The sequence below is a fragment of the Micromonospora sp. WMMC273 genome, assembly GCF_027460285.1.
GTDB lineage: Bacteria > Actinomycetota > Actinomycetes > Mycobacteriales > Micromonosporaceae > Micromonospora > Micromonospora aurantiaca.
The window spans coordinates 6230115-6245139 of the sequence record NZ_JAPZBE010000001.1 but is presented as its reverse complement, the minus strand read 5'-3'; the positions used below and the strand labels follow the sequence as shown (position 1 = coordinate 6245139).

The window sequence follows — 15025 nt, the reverse complement described above, 5'->3', positions numbered from 1 at the left end:
GTGATCATGGTGCTATGCCCGCATTTACCCTGGTACGTGTAGCCGATCACGCCACCGTCGATCGGCCGAACGGCCCACCGATCCGCCGGGACGGAAACCGTGGATCCGCCAGGATGGAAAGCGTGCTGAGTCGTCGCCTGGTCGAGCTCTTCCGGTGGATCGACCCCGGCCCGGGCAGCACCCACCTGGTCAGCGACATCTCCGGCTGGTGGCGTGACCCCGAGGTGCTGGCCCAGGTCGGGCCGGCAGTGGCCGGGCTGTTCCCCGAGGACCGCCCGACCGTCGTGATCGCCCCCGAGGTGACCGGGCTGCTGCTCGGCCCCCTCGTCGCGGTCGCCGCCGGTGCCGGGTTCCTGCCCGCGTACAAGGACGGCGGCGAGCGGCGCCGGGTCGGGCCGACGCGCTGGGCGCAGACACCCCCCGACTACCGGGAACGGCGGCTGCGGGTCGGCGTGGACGGCCGGCGGCTCGGCACCGGCGACCGGGTGCTGCTGGTCGACGACTGGGTCGACACCGGCGCCCAGCTCGACGCGCTCAGCCGGGTCGTCCGGGACGCCGGGGCCGACCTGATCGGCGCCGCCGCGCTCGTCGCGACCTGCCCGCCCGAGGTCGCCGCGCGGCTGAGGCTGCGCGCCCTGCTGACCGGCGCCGACCTGCCGTGAGCCCGCCGGCGGTGGCGGAGCGTGCCGTAGCGTCGGCGGCATGTGGCCCCGCATCGGTGGATTGCGCGCACTCGCCCTCGGCACACCAGGCGAGCTGCGCACCCGGCTCAACACCCTCGTGCTCTCCGGCGTGAAGACCGCCACCGCCGGTCTCGTGCAGGAGTACGACGACGAGAACGAAGAACTGGAGTACGTCGGCGAGCGACTGGTCCTGGTCGACGACAACGACGCGCTCGTCGGCGTCGTGGAGGTCACCGGCGTCGAGGTGGTGCGCTTCGCCGACGTGCCGTGGGACTTCGCCCGCGCGGAGGGCGAGGGCGACCGGTCGATCGAGGAGTGGCGCGAGGGCCACGGCGCCTACTGGGCCCGGCAGGGCACCCCGGTCACCGACGACACCCGGATCGTCTGCCTCCGGTTCCGGCTGGTCTCCACCGAGGGCAGCGTCGGCACCTAGCCGGCCCGGCGCAGCTCCGGCAGCAGCGCCGCCGCCTCCACCAGCACCGCCTCGTCACCCGCGTACCAGCTGCTGGCCCGGGGCCAGTGCGTCACCACGTCGGTGAAGCCCAGCCCGGCCGCCCGGGCCACCTGCTCGGCGAGGAAGTCGGCGCTGGTCAGCGAGAACATCGGCGCGGAGTCGAGCGACAGGTAGCGGTCCAGCGTCGCCGGGTCACGGCCGGCCTCCTCCAGCGTCCGCGACATCCGCTCGGACAGCTCCGTCACCGTGCCCCACCACGCCTCGACGTCGTCGCCGCCGAGCCCGGTGGTGACCCAGCCCTGCCCGAACCGGGCGACCAGCCGCATCGAGCGGGGACCGTTCGCGGCCATCACGAACGGCACCCGGGGCTGCTGGACGCACCCCGGGTTGTTGCGCGCGTCCACTGCGGTGAACCACTCCCCGCGCCAGGTCGTGCCGTCCTCCCGCAGGATCGCGTCGAGCAGCTCGGTGAACTCGGCGAACCGGTCCACGCGCTGCCGGGGCGGAAGCGTCTCGCCGCCGAGCACCGCCGAGTCGAAGCCGATGCCGCCGGCACCCAGGCCGAGCAGCACCCGGCCGTCCGACACGTCGTCGAGCGCCGTCACCTGCCTGGCGAACGCCGCCGGGTGCCGGAAGTTCGGCGACGCCACGAGCGTGCCGAGCTTCACCCGGGACGTCACGCCGGCCGCCGCGGTCAGCGTCGTCCACGAGTCGAACCACGGCCCGTCGACCAGGTCACGCCAGCCCAGGTGGTCGTAGGTCCAGGCGTGGTCGAAGCCCCACTCGTCCACCTGGGCCCACCGCCGACGTGCTTCCGACCAGCGCTGGTCGGGCAGGATCACGATGCCGATTCGCATGATCGCCAGGGTACGACCCGGGCCGGACATCCCGGCCCGGGTCGCGGGGGATCACGCCGCCAGGTCGGCGACCACGCAGGCGACGTTGTCCGGCGCGCCGGCCGCGTACGCCAGCTCTACCAGGCGCTCGACGGCCGTCTCCGGGTCGTCCGCCTCGGCCAGCGCGGCGTGCAGCGCGCCCGGGTCCACCACAGCGGAGAGACCGTCGGAGCAGAGCAGGTAGCGGTCGCCGGGCAGCGCGGTCCGCAGCGCCAGGTCCGCCTCCACCTCCGCGCCCGCGCCGAGCGCCCGGGCCAGCAGCGCCCGCTGCGGATGCACCCCCGCCTCGGCCGGCGTGAGCCGGCCCTGGTCGACGAGCGTCTGCACGTACGTGTGGTCCTGGGTGAGCCGGGACAGCTCGCCGCCGCGCAGCAGGTACGCCCGGCTGTCCCCGACGTGCACCAGCGCGAGCCGGGTGCCGCGCCGCACCAGCGCGGTGAGCGTGGTGGCGGGCTGGTCGGCGTCTGTGGCGTGCGCGCGTACCGCCCGGTCGGCCCGGGTCGCCGCGTCGGCGAGCGCGGCGAGCAGGTCGGCCTGCGGCGCGTCGGCCTGCTCCAACTGCCGCAGCGCGTCCACCGCCGCCGCACTGGCGGTGGACCCGGCGGGACCGCGTACGCCGTCGGCGACCGCGAGCAGCGTGGCGCTCGCGTACGCGGTGTCCTCGTTGGAATCGCGGACCGTGCCGGTCTCGCAGCGCGTCGCGTACCGGAAGGTGGTCTCGGACATGGTGGTGCCCCTCTCGCTGAGCCTGTCGACGAGGAGCGCGACGGCCCGGCCGCGTGCTGCGGTGTCCGCGCTGACCCGCCGCCACCAGGCGTCGAGCGCCTCGGCGGCGGCAGCGGGCGGAAGGCCGCAGACGGTACGGATCTCGGCCAGCGGCATCCCGGCCCGGCGCAGCCCGGCGATCAGCCGCGCCCGGTCCGCCTGCTCCGGCGCGTAGTAGCGATAGCCCGAGTGCGGGTCCACCGCAGCCGGGGGCAGCAGCCCGCAGTCGTCGTAGATGCGCAGCGCCTTGGCGCTCAGGCCGGTCGCGCGGGCGAACGCGCCGATGGTCAGCAGTCGCACCGTGCCTCCCTCGCGCTCCTCGTGCCGGTCACCGCGACCGGCACCGATCACGCTGGGCCTTGCCGCAGGGGACGGGTCAAGGCGTCGCTGCCGCCAGTTTGGTCAGCATCCGGCCCAGGTGCGGCTCGATCGTGCCGGCCGGCGCCTCGGTCACCTCGGCCGGCGTCCACCAGCGGATGCCGGCGAACTCCACCGGATCGGGCGTGAACCGCTGGTCACGGTGGGCGGACAGCACGTACCAGAGGCTCACGTCGGTGTGCCGGTGCTCGGGCGGGCCGACCGTCTCGGTGACGGTGAGGAACGCCGGGCGCTCGCCGAACGGCGGCGCGAAGACCGCCGCCACGCCCAGTTCCTCCCGCAGCTCGCGGCGCACCGTGTCGGCCGGGTGCTCTCCCGGCTCGACGTGCCCGCCGCTCGGCAGCCACATGCCCGCGAGACGGTGGTCGACCAGCAGAACCGCGCCGTCAGCCTGGTCGCGGAGCAGGAAGTACGCGACCAGGTGCGGCGACGGCGTACGCGGCTTGGCCCGGCGGAAGATGTCCTCCGTGCCGGCCAGCCAGGCCAGTGCCGCCTCCCGGTGCCGCGCCTCCAGATCGTCCCCCGGTGGCAGTTCCTCGACCAGTGCCCGGATCTCGTCCCGCATCCCGCCGATGCTGCCAGCCGGGTACGACGTCACTCCGGCGGCAGCGGGTTGGCGTCGGCGGCCGCGCGGACGAACTCGCGTACCCGGGTGGTGGTGTTCCCGGCCGGCCACACCGGACCGCGACAGATCGGCGGCGCGTCGTGGATCGGCACGTAGGCCACGTCCGGGCGGGCGTAGAACTGACGGGCCTGCTCGCCCACCGGCAGCACCCCGCGCCCCAGCGCGACGAGCGCCAGCATCTCGGAGAAGCTGCCGCCCACCGGGCCCTTCGGCACCGGGCGGCCGGACGGGGTGCGGTCCGGGGTGCGGTCCTGCTTGAACGCGGCCGAGGTCACCACCGGGTACTGCACCACCGGATGGTCGCCGAGCACCTCCAGCGACACCGACTCCTCGGCGGCGAGCGGATGGCCCGCGGCCACCGCGAGCACCCGGCGCTCGCGCAGCAGCACCGGGCCGTTCGCCATGCCGTCGAAGGGGTACGAGGCGATCAGCACGTCGATCGTGCCGTCCAGCAGACTCGACCGGGTGCTGGCCAGCGGCGCCTCGTGCACGTGCACCTCGCAGTCCGGATGGCGCTCGGTGAACAGGGCCACCGCGCGCAGCAGCACCGGAGCTGTCGACTCACCCACGTACGCCACCCGCAGCTCGCCGGTGAGCCCGCGCCCGGCGTCGACGGCCCGCTGCACCGCCGCCTCGATGCCGGCCACCAGCGGGCGCATCTCCTCGGCCAGGCGGGCGCCGATCGGGGTGAGCCGGACGACCCGGCTGGTGCGCTCGAACAGCGGCGCGCCGATGCGGCGTTCCAGCTTGCGCACCACGTGGCTGACCCGCCCGGTGCTCACCCGCAGCCGCTCGGCGGTCCGCCCGAAGTGCAGCTCCTCGGCCAGGGTCAGGAACGTCTCGACCTCGTACCGCTCCAGCACCGGAGCACCTCCGTCGTTGCCTGCGAGTAAACGATCGTAGTCCGGATCGGGCTTGGTCCGGCTCACCCGGCGGACCAGGGTTGACGCATGCAGAACCATCTCGTGACGGTGACCGGGTTCGACCACCTCGTGCTTTCGGTGAGCGACGTCGAACGCTCCCTCGGCTTCTACTGCGGCACGCTCGGCCTGGCCCCGGTGCGGGTCGACAGGTGGCGGGCCGGCGAGGTGCCGTTCCCCTCCGTACGCGTCGACGCCGGCACCATCATCGACCTGATCAAGGGCGACCCGACCGGGTCCAACGTGGATCACTTCTGCCTCGTGGTGGAGCCGGTCGACTGGCAGCGGGTGGTCGACTCCGGGGTGTTCACCGTGCTGACCGGCCCGGTCCCGCGCTTCGGCGCACGGGGCACCGGCACCTCGATCTACGTCAGCGACCCGGACGGCAACACAATCGAACTGCGCTGCTACCCGGCCGACGCCTAGCCTGGGCCGATGCCGGAGCTGGAACGACTCGCCGCCCACCACGCACCCGCCGTGCTGCGGTTCGAGCGGGAGAACCGGGCCTACTTCGCCCGGTACGTCCCCGACCGGGGCGACGACTTCTTCACCGGATACGCCGCCCGGCACGCGGCCCTGCTGGACGAGCAGGAACGCGGCACCTGCCACTTCCACGTGCTGGTCGGCGACCACGGCGCCGTGCTCGGCCGGTTCAACCTGGTCGACGTCGCAGACGGCAGCGCCGAGCTGGGCTACCGGGTCGCCGAACGCGCCGCCGGGCGCGGGCTCGCGAGTGAAGGCGTACGGCGCGTCTGCGAACTGGCCCGCACCGAGTACGGGCTGCGCCGGCTGGTCGCCTCGGCGGCGCTGGCGAACCCGGCCTCGCTGGCGGTGCTCAAGCGTGCCGGTTTCGTGCCGGATCATCGGGTGGAGCTGGACGGGGAGCCCGGCCTGCGGCACGTGCTCGACCTCCGCGCGCCCTACGCGGCCGCGTCACCGTAGGCGGGCGCACCGGCCGGCTCGTACGTCAGTTGCAGCGTGCCGTGGGCGTGGGTGACCGACTCGGTGAGCCGCAGCGCGCTCGGCACCGTCCCCTCGCCGAACAGGCGCTTGCCGGTGCCGAGCAGCACCGGGTACACCCACAGGTTGAGCCGGTCCACGAGACCGGCGCGCAGCAGCGACTGCATCAGGTCCAGGCTGCCGATGACGTGCACCTCGTCGTGGCGGGCCTTCATCTCGGTGACGCGCTCGGCGAGGTCACCGGACACCAGCGACGAGTTCGCCCAGGCCAGCGGCTCGGTGAGGGTACGGCTGACCACGTACTTCGGCACGCCATTGAGCAGGCCGGTGAAGGGGATTTCCTCGGGCGCCTTCGGCCAGTAGCCGGCGAAGATGTCGTAGGTCTTGCGGCCCAGCAGCAGCGCATCCATGCTGCTGGCCTGCTGGAACATCACCGCGCCGGACGCGTCGTCGAGCAGCGGCATCTGCCAGCCGCCGTGGTTGAAGCCGCCCTCGCGGTCCTCGTCCGGTTCGCCGGGCGCCTGCGCCACGCCGTCGAGGGTCAGGAACTCGGTCACGATCAACTTGCCCATTGGTCCGCTCCTCCGGTCACCGCTCGTCCCCCCGTCAGACCCGGCAACGACCCGCAACTCATCGCCGCCACCGAGCCGCTCTACTCGTGCCGGACGAGCCTGAAGGGCACCCCGTCGATCTCCGTGACGTACCCGATCACCGGCACCGGGTTCTTCAGTTCCGCGATCTCGACAAGCAATGCGGTGGCAGTGCCGGCGTAGGGCTCGGGCGGGTCGATCAGGGCGGTATCGCAGACCACCGTCGGCCACTGCTCGGGAGGACCGTCGTCCAGGTGCCAGCAGAGCAGATAGTCGAGGTTCACGGCTCCCCAGACCCGGAGGTCTCCCGGTGAGGTGCCGAAGTGGTACGGGAACCCTCCTGTGCACTCCGCCCTCTCGTTCATCGCGTGATGCCAGTTCCGCGCGTACCGGAGGAATTCCGGTACGCCCCAGTCGGAAGGATGAAGCACTTCCAGGAAGCCGAGGTTGCCGTGTGGGAAGCGCTCGACGAAGCGTCGGTAGTCCTCGGGAAAGGGGTGGCCGGCGGCCTCGGTGAGGGCCGGCCAGTCGACCTCGATTCCCGCCGACCCGTCCCAGTCGAGCAGGACGGCGAGCCGGTCCGTCGTCGGCGAAGCGCTCGGTGTCATTCGGCGACCTCCGGCAGATGATCGTAGATCGGGTGCACGCCCCGCCCCGTCTCCACAGTAAGGTCATCTCTTCGGCAGGCGTATGCCTCCGGAGTCCTCGAAGGTGGATTCGCCATGATCCCCGATCGGACTGAGACAAGCGTCCTCCTGGACGAGGCACTGGCGGGTGTGGCCGTCGCGTTCCAGGGCATGACGGCCCACGAGCAGGAGTCCAACTGCGAGTGCCACTGGGGCAGCGCGGAGGAACTGGCACTGCTGAAGACGCCGGACGTGCCGCTCGATGATGACCTGTTTCGTCGCACGTACTGGACCACGGACTGGCACTACCCCGGTCTGCTGCTGCGCCGGATCCTGCCCCAGGTGACCCAGCACCTCGTGGACGGCCGAATAGTGGCGACGGACGGGCTGGACAGCCTGGCGAACTTCTTCGCCGTCTCCCCCTGGCACGAGTGGCCGAGAGAGCAACAGGCCGCCCTGCGGAGATTCCTGAACGTCTGGTGGGTGCACGTCCTGGTCGAGCCCGACGCGAAGGTGCCCGCCCACGCAGCCCTGTCGTTCCTCGCCGAGGCCACCACAAAGCTCACCCCTTGGCTGGCCGACTGGGCGGAGGCGCTGGCTGACGAGCCGGCCCGGCGACAGCTGGTCGAGGCCATGGATGAGTGGATGTACGACCTGGGGGGCGACGCACTCCCGTGGTCGAGTTGGCACGACATCGACGCGTGGGCCCCCGCGCTGCAACTGTGGGTGATACGACACGCGCCGGCCGTCCTGCGCGAGCACAACGCGTCGGCCGAGCTGCTCGAGGACATCAGCAGGCTCAGCCGGCCCGATTCCGAGCGGTACGACAAGCCGCTCTCGCGGTGGCGCGCCGGGCGCCCGTGGCCTGAGTGACGTCGAAGGCCCTGGCTGGGACTTGCGTCCTGACCAGGGCCTTTCGCGTGGAGCGGGTGACGGGAATCGAACCCGCACTGTCAGCTTGGGAAGCTGATGTTCTGCCATTGAACTACACCCGCAGCGGCACCACTCTACCTGAAGGTCACCACCCCCGTGCAGTCAGGTGCGCGCGCCACCTCGGCGAGGTGGCGGCATCGGTGGGCGGTTGACCCCGCCACCTCCCCGAACTGGAGTGGATCAAGCACCCATCGGAGCCGACAGGCGCGAAGTTGCACGTCGGAAACGTATGGGCGTTCTCAAATGCGTCGATGGGATGTAACGTCTGCCCCACGTTTCCGAACCGGCGTGACACACCCCCTGCCACGCCGTCAGAAAGAGGTGGGCCCATGGGACTCCGTCCCAACCTGCTGACCCGGCGTACCGCCGGTGTCGCGACGTCGACCCTCGCGCTGCTGCTCAGCACCGCCGCCGTCGGCGTCGTCCCCGCTGCTTCGGCCTTCTCGGCCGCCCCGGACGGCGTCTGCGCCGAACCGGCCGACGCCCACGCCGACGAGCACGCGAACGCTCGCGTCGCGAAGGGCGGCAACGCCAAGCTGGACCCCAACCACCTGACCGCCAAGCAGGTCCGTGACCGTGAGGCCGACCTCGCCGCCGCGCAGCGCGAGCGGGCCGGCTTCCGGACCGGCGCCGTCGCTCCGCTGGCCACCGTGACGATCCCGGTCGTCGTACACGTCATCCAGGAGAACAGCACCCGGGCCGGCGGCAACATCACCGACTCGATGATCAACCAGCAGATCACCGTGCTGAACCAGGCGTACGCGGGCTCGACCGGCGGTGCCGCCACCGCGTTCGGGTTCCAGCTCACGAAGATCAACCGGGTGACCAACCCGTCGTGGTACCCGATCGTGCAGGGCTCCTCCGCCGAGCGCTCGATGAAGACCTCGCTGCGTGAGGGCGGCAAGAACACGCTGAACATCTACCTCGGCGAGCTGAGCGACAGCCTGCTGGGCTGGGCGACGTTCCCGAAACGGACGCTGGACAAGATGGACGGCGTGGTCGTGCTCAACGAGTCGCTGCCCGGCGGCACCGCGACCAACTACAACCAGGGTGACACCGGCACCCACGAGGTCGGCCACTGGCTGAACCTCTACCACACCTTCCAGGGCGGCTGCTCCGGCTCGGGCGACAGCGTCTCCGACACCCCGGCCGAGGCGTCCCCGGCGTACCAGTGCCCGACCGGCCGCGACACCTGCTCGACCGCCGGCAAGGACCCGATCACCAACTTCATGGACTACACGTACGACTCCTGCATGTACCAGTTCACCGCCGGTCAGGCGAGCCGCATGCTCACCGCGTGGAACGCCTACCGCGCAGCCTGACCGTCGTACCACGTACCGGTGCCGGCCCTGTCCTCGGACGGGGCCGGCACCGGTCGTTTCGGGGTCGGGGTCAGGCGGCCGGGCGGCGGGTGTCGAAGCCGTGCCGCCCGCGCCGACCCTCGGCGGCCACCCGCTCCCGCCGGGCCGGTTCGGCTCCGCGCGGGTCGAGCCAGACCCGCACCTGCGGCGGGGCGGCGCCGGGCTGGGCCACCGGGTCGCGCCGGGTCAGCATCGCCACCTCGACGGTGAACTCGAACAGCCGCCAGTCGCCCTGCGGCGACGCGCGGGCGATCCGGGCCAGCCGCGTCACGGTGGCCGGGTCGGTCACCGGCCGCGCGCGCCCCGCGATGTACGCCTCGTCGTCGCTCTCCTCCGGCGGGAACGAGTGCAGCGCGTAGCGGCCGTCGCGTTCGAGGTCGCGCCGCTTCGGCGAGTCGATGACGAAACACCAGAGACCGTCGGCGGTGATCACCGGGGAGACCGGGTGGACGCGGGGGCCACCGTCGGCGCGGACCGTGGCGAGGTAGCCGAAGCCCGGCCCGTACTGCTGCATCAGGAGGCGGATCTCGTCGGCGAGGCGGGGCTCGTCGGCGGCGAATTCGGACCAGGAAGCCATGTGGACACTCTATCGAACACGTGTACGAAGATGTAGTGCGACACGCAGGTCACCCGTACCGGTCGCTATGGTGTTCCGATGCTGCTCTCCGACCGCGACCTGATCTCCGAGATCAAGGCCGGCACGCTCGCGCTGGAGCCCTTCGAGCCCACGCTGGTGCAGCCGTCGAGCATCGACGTACGCCTGGACCGGCTGTTCCGGGTCTTCAACAACCACCTCTACACGCACATCGACCCGTCGGTCCAGCAGGACGACCTGACCTCGATGGTGGAGGTGCCCGAGGGCCAGCCGTTCGTGCTGCACCCGGGCGAGTTCGTGCTCGCCTCCACGCTCGAGGTGATCTCGCTGGGCGACCAGCTCGCGGGCCGGCTGGAGGGCAAGTCGAGCCTGGGGCGGCTGGGGCTGCTGACCCACTCGACAGCCGGTTTCATCGACCCCGGCTTCTCCGGTCACGTCACGCTGGAGCTGTCGAACGTGGCGAACCTGCCGATCACGCTCTGGCCGGGCATGAAGATCGGCCAGCTCTGCATCTTCCGGCTCTCCTCGCCGGCCGAGCACCCGTACGGCTCGGCCGTCTACGGCTCGCGTTACCAGGGGCAGCGCGGTCCGACGCCGAGCCGGTCCTGGCAGAGCTGGCGCACCTGGCCGACGCGCTGACGGCACGGCCGGGGCCCCGCCGTCACCGGCGGAGCCCCGGGCCACGACCTCAGCCGGGACGGCCGTAGCTGTTGATGTCGCCGTCGTCGACCCGCTTCATGGTGATGGGCTTGCCGGACTGGGAGGCGTGCACCACCCAGCCGTCGCCCACGTACATCGCCACGTGGTGCAGGTCGCTGTAGTAGAAGACGAGGTCACCGGCGCGCAGCTCGGCGCGGCTGATCCGCTTCGTCACGCCGTGCTGCTGGCGCGCGCTGTGCGGCAGCGAGACCCCGCCCTTGGCCCAGGCCGCCAAGGTGAGGCCCGAGCAGTCGAAGTGGTCGGGCCCGGCCGCGCCCCAGACATAGATCTTGCCGATCTGGGCGCAGGCGAACTTGACCGCCGCCCCGGCCGGGCCGCCGGGGTAGCCGGCCGGGCACGGCGCCGGGCGCAGCGGGCCGCCGCCGCCCTTGCCGTACACCTTGAGCCGCAGCTTCTCCAGCTTGGCGATCTCGGCGTCGATCTGCTTCTTCTTCGCCGCGAGCTGGGCCTCGGTACGGGCCAGCCCGGCGATCATCTCGTCCAGCGGCTTCTTCTTCGCCGCCAGTTCGTCGCGCAGCGCGGCGACGGAGCGCACCTGCTCGTGCTGGCGGTGCGCGAAGCGGTCCAGCAGTTCCAGGCCGGTGACCAGGTCACCGGGTGAGCGGCTGCCCAGCAGCGCGTTCACTGTGGAGAGGTTGTCGCCCTTGTAGGCGTCGGCGGCGAGTCCGCCGACCTGACCGAGCGCGGCGTCCACCCGGGCCTGGAGGGGTGCGATCTGCCGGCCGAGCGCGTCGGCCTGCTTGCGCCGCGCGGCGAGCTGCTCGCGTACGGCGTTGACCTGTTCGATGACCGGTTCGAGCTTGTTCCAGTCGCGGTCGATCTGGGCCTCGATCTCGGCGACCGAGGGTTCGGCGTGTGCCGCAGTGGCGCCGCCGGTCAGAACGACTGCGGTGCCGACCAGCGCGGCGAGGGCGGTGGTGAAGCGGGACCAGCGGGAACGCGGCGCGACGCTGGACCGGTCGGTGGACCGGTTCGACGACGGCCGCGGGGCATGGAGTGCCACCGGGCGTCCGTACTCCTTCTTCCGTACCGCCTACCGGGTTAGCTGACGGATTCGGGCGGGAAGGGAGCCGCCCTACCGCATCGCTGCGGATTCACCCCAGGTACCTGGTTCCCCGGCTCGCCCGGAGGCGACTCGGCGGTGTCGGACCGTCACCGACCGGGTTGGACGGTGAGACGTGCGGCCGACGATTCACCAGAGTAAGGACCACCGTTATCGATCCGCAACTTCCAGCGACGTGACACTCCGTACGCGATGAAGGGCCGCACCCGGAGCGGAGGTGAAATTTTCTTTCAAGGCTGATTACTCGCTGGAAAGGTATTGACCCCCGCGGGTGTGCGGAGTGAGGGTGGAGACGCAGTGACACCCATCCCTGTCCAGGAGGTTCGATGCACCTCTCCGCCCCGCCGTCGGGCAGACGGATACTGCTCGCCGCCGCAGTGGCGACAGCCACCGCGCTGGCGACGACCGGCCCGGTGACCGCCGCGCCGGACACGTCCGCGCCCGCGAGCGACAGGCAACAACAATACGCCGCCGCGGCGGCCGAGTACGGCGTGCCGCAGAACGTGCTGCTCGGTGTCTCCTATCTGGAGTCCCGCTGGGACACCCACCCCGGGCAGCCGAGCACGAGCGGCGGCTACGGCCCGATGCACCTGACCGACGCCGCGCACATCCTCGCCATGCCGGGCAGCGCCCACGTCGACGAGGACGAGGACCCGCGCGGCGACGACTCCCGGCCGCTGAAGCTCGACCCGGCCACCGCCGCCGCGCCGGAGCGGGAGACCCCGCTGCCGCCCGCCTCGCTCCAGACGCTCGACGCCGCCGCCGCGCTCACCGGGCTCGACGCGGGCACGCTGCGCACCGACCCGGCCGCGAACATCCGCGGTGGCGCGGCGCTGCTGGCGTCGTACCAGAAGGCTCTGGGTGGGCCGGTCGGCGCCGGCACCGACCCGGCGGCCTGGTACGGCGCGGTGGCCCGGTACTCCGGCGCGGACACCTCGGACGCCGCGGCGGCCTTCGCCGACGAGGTCTACGACCAGCTCGGCCAGGGCGCCAGCCGCACCACCGACGACGGCCAGCGGGTCACGCTCGCCGCCACCGCCGCGCAGCCGGACCGCTCCCGGCTGGCCCGCCTCGGCCTGCGCAACGCCGAGCGGCCGGACGGGCTGGAGTGCCCGGTACGGCTGGCCTGCGAGTGGATCCCCGCGCCGTACGAGCAGCTCAGCGACGACCCGGGCGACTACGGCAACCACGACCTGGGCGACCGGCCGAAGCAGCAGAAGATCGAGTACATCGTCATCCACGACACCGAGGGCTACTTCGGCCCGAGCGTCGACCTGGTGAAGCGGGCCGACTACCTGGGCTGGCACTACACGCTGCGCTCGGTGGACGGCTACATCGCCCAGCACATCAAGACCAAGGACGTGGGCTGGCACGCCGGCAACTGGTACGTCAACGCCAAGTCCATCGGCCTGGAGCACGAGGGCTTCGCCGGTCAGGGCACCTGGTACACCGAGGCGATGTACCGCACCTCCGCCAAGCTGGTGCGGCACCTGGCGCTCAAGCTCGGCATCCCGATGGACCGGCAGCACATCATCGGCCACGACAACGTGCCCGGCATCACCGCCGCCAACGTGGGCGGCATGCACTGGGACCCGGGACCGTACTGGGACTGGTCGCACTACTTCGACCTGATGAAGGCGCCGTTCCGCAGCACCGGCACGCCCCGTACCGGCCTGGTCACCATCGACCCGGACTTCGCCACCAACCGGCCGGCGTTCACCGGCTGCAACCAGCAGCCGCCCGGTGTCCCGACGCCCCGGCCGCCGGCCGAGCCGTGCCCGTCGCGCGGCTCCTCCGCGGTGATCCTGCGGACCGCGCCGAGCCCGGACGCCCCGCTCGTCAATGACCTCGGGCTGCGCCCGGACGGTACGCCGGACACCATGTACATCTCCGACCACGGCGCCCGCGCCTCCGCCGGTCAGACGTACGCGCTCGCCGGCCGGCAGGGTGACTGGACGGCGATCTGGTACCTCGGCCAGAAGGCGTGGTTCCTCAACCCGGCCTCCGCGCCGACCGCCAAGTGGGCCACCGGCTTCGTGGTGACCCCGCGGCCCGGCAAGGCCACCATCCCGGTGTACGGGCGGGCCTACCCGGAGCAGGCCGCCTACCCGGACACCATCCCGTACCAGACCATCTCGCCGCTGCAGTACACGTTCGCCGCGGGCCAGCGGTACGCGGTCGGCGGGGTGCTGCCCGGCGAGTACTACCGGGCGGTCTCGTTCGACGGTTCGGCACCGGGTGACCGGACCGTGGTCCGCGGCAAGAACAAGTACGTGCAGGTCCAGTTCGGTCACCGGATCATGTTCGTGAACCTGGACGACGTGCTGGTCCTGCCGTCCCCGGTCGGCACGCCAAGCTGACCTCTCCACGAGAACGCGAAAGCCCCCGGTCCCTGCGGACCGGGGGCTTTCCGTGTGACAGGGGTCAGGCGACCCGGACGAAGCCGGCGAGCGGCTGGGTGCTGATGCTCGACACCTGGACCGGTTTGCCGGTCCGTGGCGCGTGCACCATCACCCCGTTGCCGAGATAGAGCCCGACGTGGTGCAGGTCGGAACCGAAGAACACCAGGTCACCCGGTCTCGCCTCGGAGCGGGACACCTTGCGGCCCTCGTTCCACTGCGCGCCGGTGAAGTGGGTCAGCGAGATGCCCGCCGCCTTGTACGCGTACTGGGTGAGGCCGGAGCAGTCGAACGAGTTCGGGCCGGTGGCGCCCCACACGTACGGGTCGCCGACCTGGGCGCAGGCCGTCTTGATGGCGGTCCGCGCGGCGCTGCTCACCACACCGTCGATCTTCGGGCAGCCCGCCGGGCGGATCGAGGTCACCGGGAGCATGGCGGTCAGCCGCTTGATCTCCGAGTCGATCTGCTTCTTCTTCGCCGCGAGATCGTTCTGCTGCTTGATCTCCAGCGCGATCAGCGCGTCGAGCTTCTCCTTCTGCCTGTTGTACTCGTCGCGCACCTTGAGCACACCGGCGATCTGGCGGCGCTGGTCGTCGGCGATCCGGTCCAGCATGACCAGCTGCTCGGCCAGCGTGCCCGGCTTGGTGTTCACCAACAGTGCGCCCAGCTCCTGCGACGGGCCCTGGATGTAGTACCGGGCCGCGATGTCGCCGACCTTGTTCATGGCGAGCGTGGAGGCCAGCTCCAGCGGCACCATCTTGTCCTTCAGCGCCTTGGACTTCTTCTGGTTGGCGCGAAGCTGCGAGCGGACCTTGTTGAACTGCTCGATGGTGGGTTCGAGCTGCTGCCACTGCTTGTCGATCTGCGCGTCGATCTCGTCCACCGACGGCGCCGCGTGCGCCGGGGCGGTCAGCATTCCGGCGCCGACCGCGGCGGCCGCGACCAGGGTGACCAGACCGTGTACCACCCGTCGGAACCCGGCCCGCCGGCCGGGTGGAGCGCTCGGGGCGTGACGTTGAGGGGGCGTGGTTGCCACCGGCACGGACTCCTTTGCAAC

The 15025-nt window shown here is 71.7% G+C and carries 17 protein-coding genes, 1 tRNA gene and 1 riboswitch; of the genes, 8 read left to right on the top strand and 10 right to left on the bottom strand.

The window, feature by feature from the left end; translation table 11 throughout:
* Positions 1–113: 113 nt before the first annotated feature.
* Entirely contained in the window at positions 114–662 is a 549-nt protein-coding gene (locus tag O7611_RS29070; RefSeq protein ID WP_194800204.1) for a phosphoribosyltransferase, read from the top strand.
* 40 nt (positions 663–702) lie between these two features.
* Positions 703–1116, top strand: coding sequence for an ASCH domain-containing protein (locus tag O7611_RS29065; RefSeq protein WP_151500991.1), 414 nt, complete (start codon positions 703–705; stop codon positions 1114–1116).
* Here the strand turns inward: O7611_RS29065 and O7611_RS29060 are convergent.
* The 4 genes from O7611_RS29060 to O7611_RS29045 all read right to left on the bottom strand — a co-directional run bounded on the left by O7611_RS29060 (position 1113) and on the right by O7611_RS29045 (position 4664).
* Positions 1113–2024, bottom strand: a complete 912-nt coding sequence (locus tag O7611_RS29060; protein ID WP_194800205.1) for an LLM class flavin-dependent oxidoreductase — start codon at positions 2022–2024, stop codon at positions 1113–1115. The genes O7611_RS29065 and O7611_RS29060 overlap by 4 nt on opposite strands.
* A 21-nt stretch (positions 2025–2045) precedes the next feature.
* Positions 2046–3098 (bottom strand): MerR family transcriptional regulator, encoded by a 1053-nt coding sequence (locus tag O7611_RS29055; RefSeq protein WP_269697905.1) that lies wholly within the window; start codon positions 3096–3098, stop codon positions 2046–2048.
* A gap of 76 nt (positions 3099–3174) precedes the next feature.
* Positions 3175–3741 (bottom strand): NUDIX hydrolase, encoded by a 567-nt coding sequence (locus O7611_RS29050; protein ID WP_269697904.1) that lies wholly within the window; start codon positions 3739–3741, stop codon positions 3175–3177.
* A 29-nt stretch (positions 3742–3770) separates the two neighbouring features.
* Positions 3771–4664 (bottom strand): LysR family transcriptional regulator, encoded by an 894-nt coding sequence (locus O7611_RS29045; protein WP_269697903.1) that lies wholly within the window; start codon positions 4662–4664, stop codon positions 3771–3773.
* Positions 4665–4751: 87 nt separating this feature from the next.
* Between O7611_RS29045 and O7611_RS29040 the strand changes: the two genes are divergently transcribed.
* The gene (locus O7611_RS29040) at positions 4752–5147 is read left to right on the top strand and encodes a VOC family protein (RefSeq protein WP_194800209.1); all 396 of its coding nucleotides are present in this window, start codon (positions 4752–4754) and stop codon (positions 5145–5147) included.
* A 9-nt stretch (positions 5148–5156) separates the two neighbouring features.
* A complete protein-coding gene (locus O7611_RS29035) occupies positions 5157–5663 on the top strand; it encodes a GNAT family N-acetyltransferase (RefSeq protein ID WP_194800210.1) in 507 nt (168 codons plus the stop codon).
* On the opposite strand, the gene O7611_RS29030 is transcribed toward O7611_RS29035, so the two are convergent.
* Entirely contained in the window at positions 5642–6253 is a 612-nt protein-coding gene (locus O7611_RS29030; RefSeq protein ID WP_269697902.1) for a dihydrofolate reductase family protein, read from the bottom strand. The two genes, O7611_RS29035 and O7611_RS29030, sit on opposite strands and share 22 nt — an antisense overlap.
* An 80-nt stretch (positions 6254–6333) precedes the next feature.
* A complete protein-coding gene (locus O7611_RS29025) occupies positions 6334–6879 on the bottom strand; it encodes a hypothetical protein (protein ID WP_194800212.1) in 546 nt (181 codons plus the stop codon).
* A gap of 114 nt (positions 6880–6993) precedes the next feature.
* Between O7611_RS29025 and O7611_RS29020 the strand changes: the two genes are divergently transcribed.
* Positions 6994–7770 (top strand): hypothetical protein, encoded by a 777-nt coding sequence (locus O7611_RS29020; protein WP_269697901.1) that lies wholly within the window; start codon positions 6994–6996, stop codon positions 7768–7770.
* 48 nt (positions 7771–7818) lie between these two features.
* Here the strand turns inward: O7611_RS29020 and O7611_RS29015 are convergent.
* Positions 7819–7892, bottom strand: a tRNA-Gly gene (locus O7611_RS29015).
* A gap of 267 nt (positions 7893–8159) precedes the next feature.
* Here O7611_RS29015 and O7611_RS29010 point away from each other — a divergent pair.
* Positions 8160–9152, top strand: coding sequence for a zinc metalloprotease (locus tag O7611_RS29010; RefSeq protein ID WP_194800214.1), 993 nt, complete (start codon positions 8160–8162; stop codon positions 9150–9152).
* A gap of 70 nt (positions 9153–9222) precedes the next feature.
* Here the strand turns inward: O7611_RS29010 and O7611_RS29005 are convergent, their stop codons facing one another.
* Positions 9223–9768 carry a pyridoxamine 5'-phosphate oxidase family protein gene (locus O7611_RS29005; RefSeq protein WP_194800215.1) on the bottom strand — a complete coding sequence of 182 codons (546 nt, stop codon included), beginning with the start codon at positions 9766–9768 and terminating at the stop codon, positions 9223–9225.
* A 78-nt stretch (positions 9769–9846) separates the two neighbouring features.
* On the opposite strand from O7611_RS29005, the gene dcd reads away from it, so the two are divergent.
* The gene (dcd, locus tag O7611_RS29000; protein ID WP_043327610.1) at positions 9847–10425 is read left to right on the top strand and encodes a dCTP deaminase; all 579 of its coding nucleotides are present in this window, start codon (positions 9847–9849) and stop codon (positions 10423–10425) included.
* 49 nt (positions 10426–10474) lie between these two features.
* Here the strand turns inward: dcd and O7611_RS28995 are convergent, their stop codons facing one another.
* The gene (locus tag O7611_RS28995) at positions 10475–11509 is read right to left on the bottom strand and encodes a C40 family peptidase (RefSeq protein ID WP_269697900.1); all 1035 of its coding nucleotides are present in this window, start codon (positions 11507–11509) and stop codon (positions 10475–10477) included.
* 13 nt (positions 11510–11522) lie between these two features.
* Positions 11523–11657, bottom strand: a riboswitch (cyclic di-AMP (ydaO/yuaA leader).
* A 238-nt stretch (positions 11658–11895) separates the two neighbouring features.
* On the opposite strand from O7611_RS28995, the gene O7611_RS28990 reads away from it, so the two are divergent.
* Positions 11896–13929, top strand: a complete 2034-nt coding sequence (locus O7611_RS28990; RefSeq protein ID WP_194800217.1) for an N-acetylmuramoyl-L-alanine amidase — start codon at positions 11896–11898, stop codon at positions 13927–13929.
* A gap of 64 nt (positions 13930–13993) precedes the next feature.
* On the opposite strand, the gene O7611_RS28985 is transcribed toward O7611_RS28990, so the two are convergent.
* Positions 13994–15004 carry a C40 family peptidase gene (locus O7611_RS28985; protein ID WP_194800218.1) on the bottom strand — a complete coding sequence of 337 codons (1011 nt, stop codon included), beginning with the start codon at positions 15002–15004 and terminating at the stop codon, positions 13994–13996.
* Positions 15005–15025: the final 21 nt, after the last annotated feature.

What these genes read in the sequence shown, in the direction of transcription:
- O7611_RS29060 (WP_194800205.1), bottom strand. Translation starts at nt 2,024, where the DNA reads ATGTCCGGCCCGGGTCGTACCCTGGCGATCATGCGAATCGGCATCGTG.
- O7611_RS28990 (WP_194800217.1), top strand. Translation starts at nt 11,896, where the DNA reads ATGCACCTCTCCGCCCCGCCGTCGGGCAGACGGATACTGCTCGCCGCC.
- O7611_RS29010 (WP_194800214.1), top strand. Translation starts at nt 8,160, where the DNA reads ATGGGACTCCGTCCCAACCTGCTGACCCGGCGTACCGCCGGTGTCGCG.
- O7611_RS29020 (WP_269697901.1), top strand. Translation starts at nt 6,994, where the DNA reads ATGATCCCCGATCGGACTGAGACAAGCGTCCTCCTGGACGAGGCACTG.
- O7611_RS29050 (WP_269697904.1), bottom strand. Translation starts at nt 3,741, where the DNA reads ATGCGGGACGAGATCCGGGCACTGGTCGAGGAACTGCCACCGGGGGAC.
- O7611_RS29025 (WP_194800212.1), bottom strand. Translation starts at nt 6,879, where the DNA reads ATGACACCGAGCGCTTCGCCGACGACGGACCGGCTCGCCGTCCTGCTC.
- O7611_RS29030 (WP_269697902.1), bottom strand. Translation starts at nt 6,253, where the DNA reads ATGGGCAAGTTGATCGTGACCGAGTTCCTGACCCTCGACGGCGTGGCG.
- O7611_RS29005 (WP_194800215.1), bottom strand. Translation starts at nt 9,768, where the DNA reads ATGGCTTCCTGGTCCGAATTCGCCGCCGACGAGCCCCGCCTCGCCGAC.
- O7611_RS29065 (WP_151500991.1), top strand. Translation starts at nt 703, where the DNA reads ATGTGGCCCCGCATCGGTGGATTGCGCGCACTCGCCCTCGGCACACCA.
- O7611_RS29040 (WP_194800209.1), top strand. Translation starts at nt 4,752, where the DNA reads ATGCAGAACCATCTCGTGACGGTGACCGGGTTCGACCACCTCGTGCTT.
- dcd (WP_043327610.1), top strand. Translation starts at nt 9,847, where the DNA reads ATGCTGCTCTCCGACCGCGACCTGATCTCCGAGATCAAGGCCGGCACG.
- O7611_RS29035 (WP_194800210.1), top strand. Translation starts at nt 5,157, where the DNA reads ATGCCGGAGCTGGAACGACTCGCCGCCCACCACGCACCCGCCGTGCTG.
- O7611_RS29070 (WP_194800204.1), top strand. Translation starts at nt 114, where the DNA reads ATGGAAAGCGTGCTGAGTCGTCGCCTGGTCGAGCTCTTCCGGTGGATC.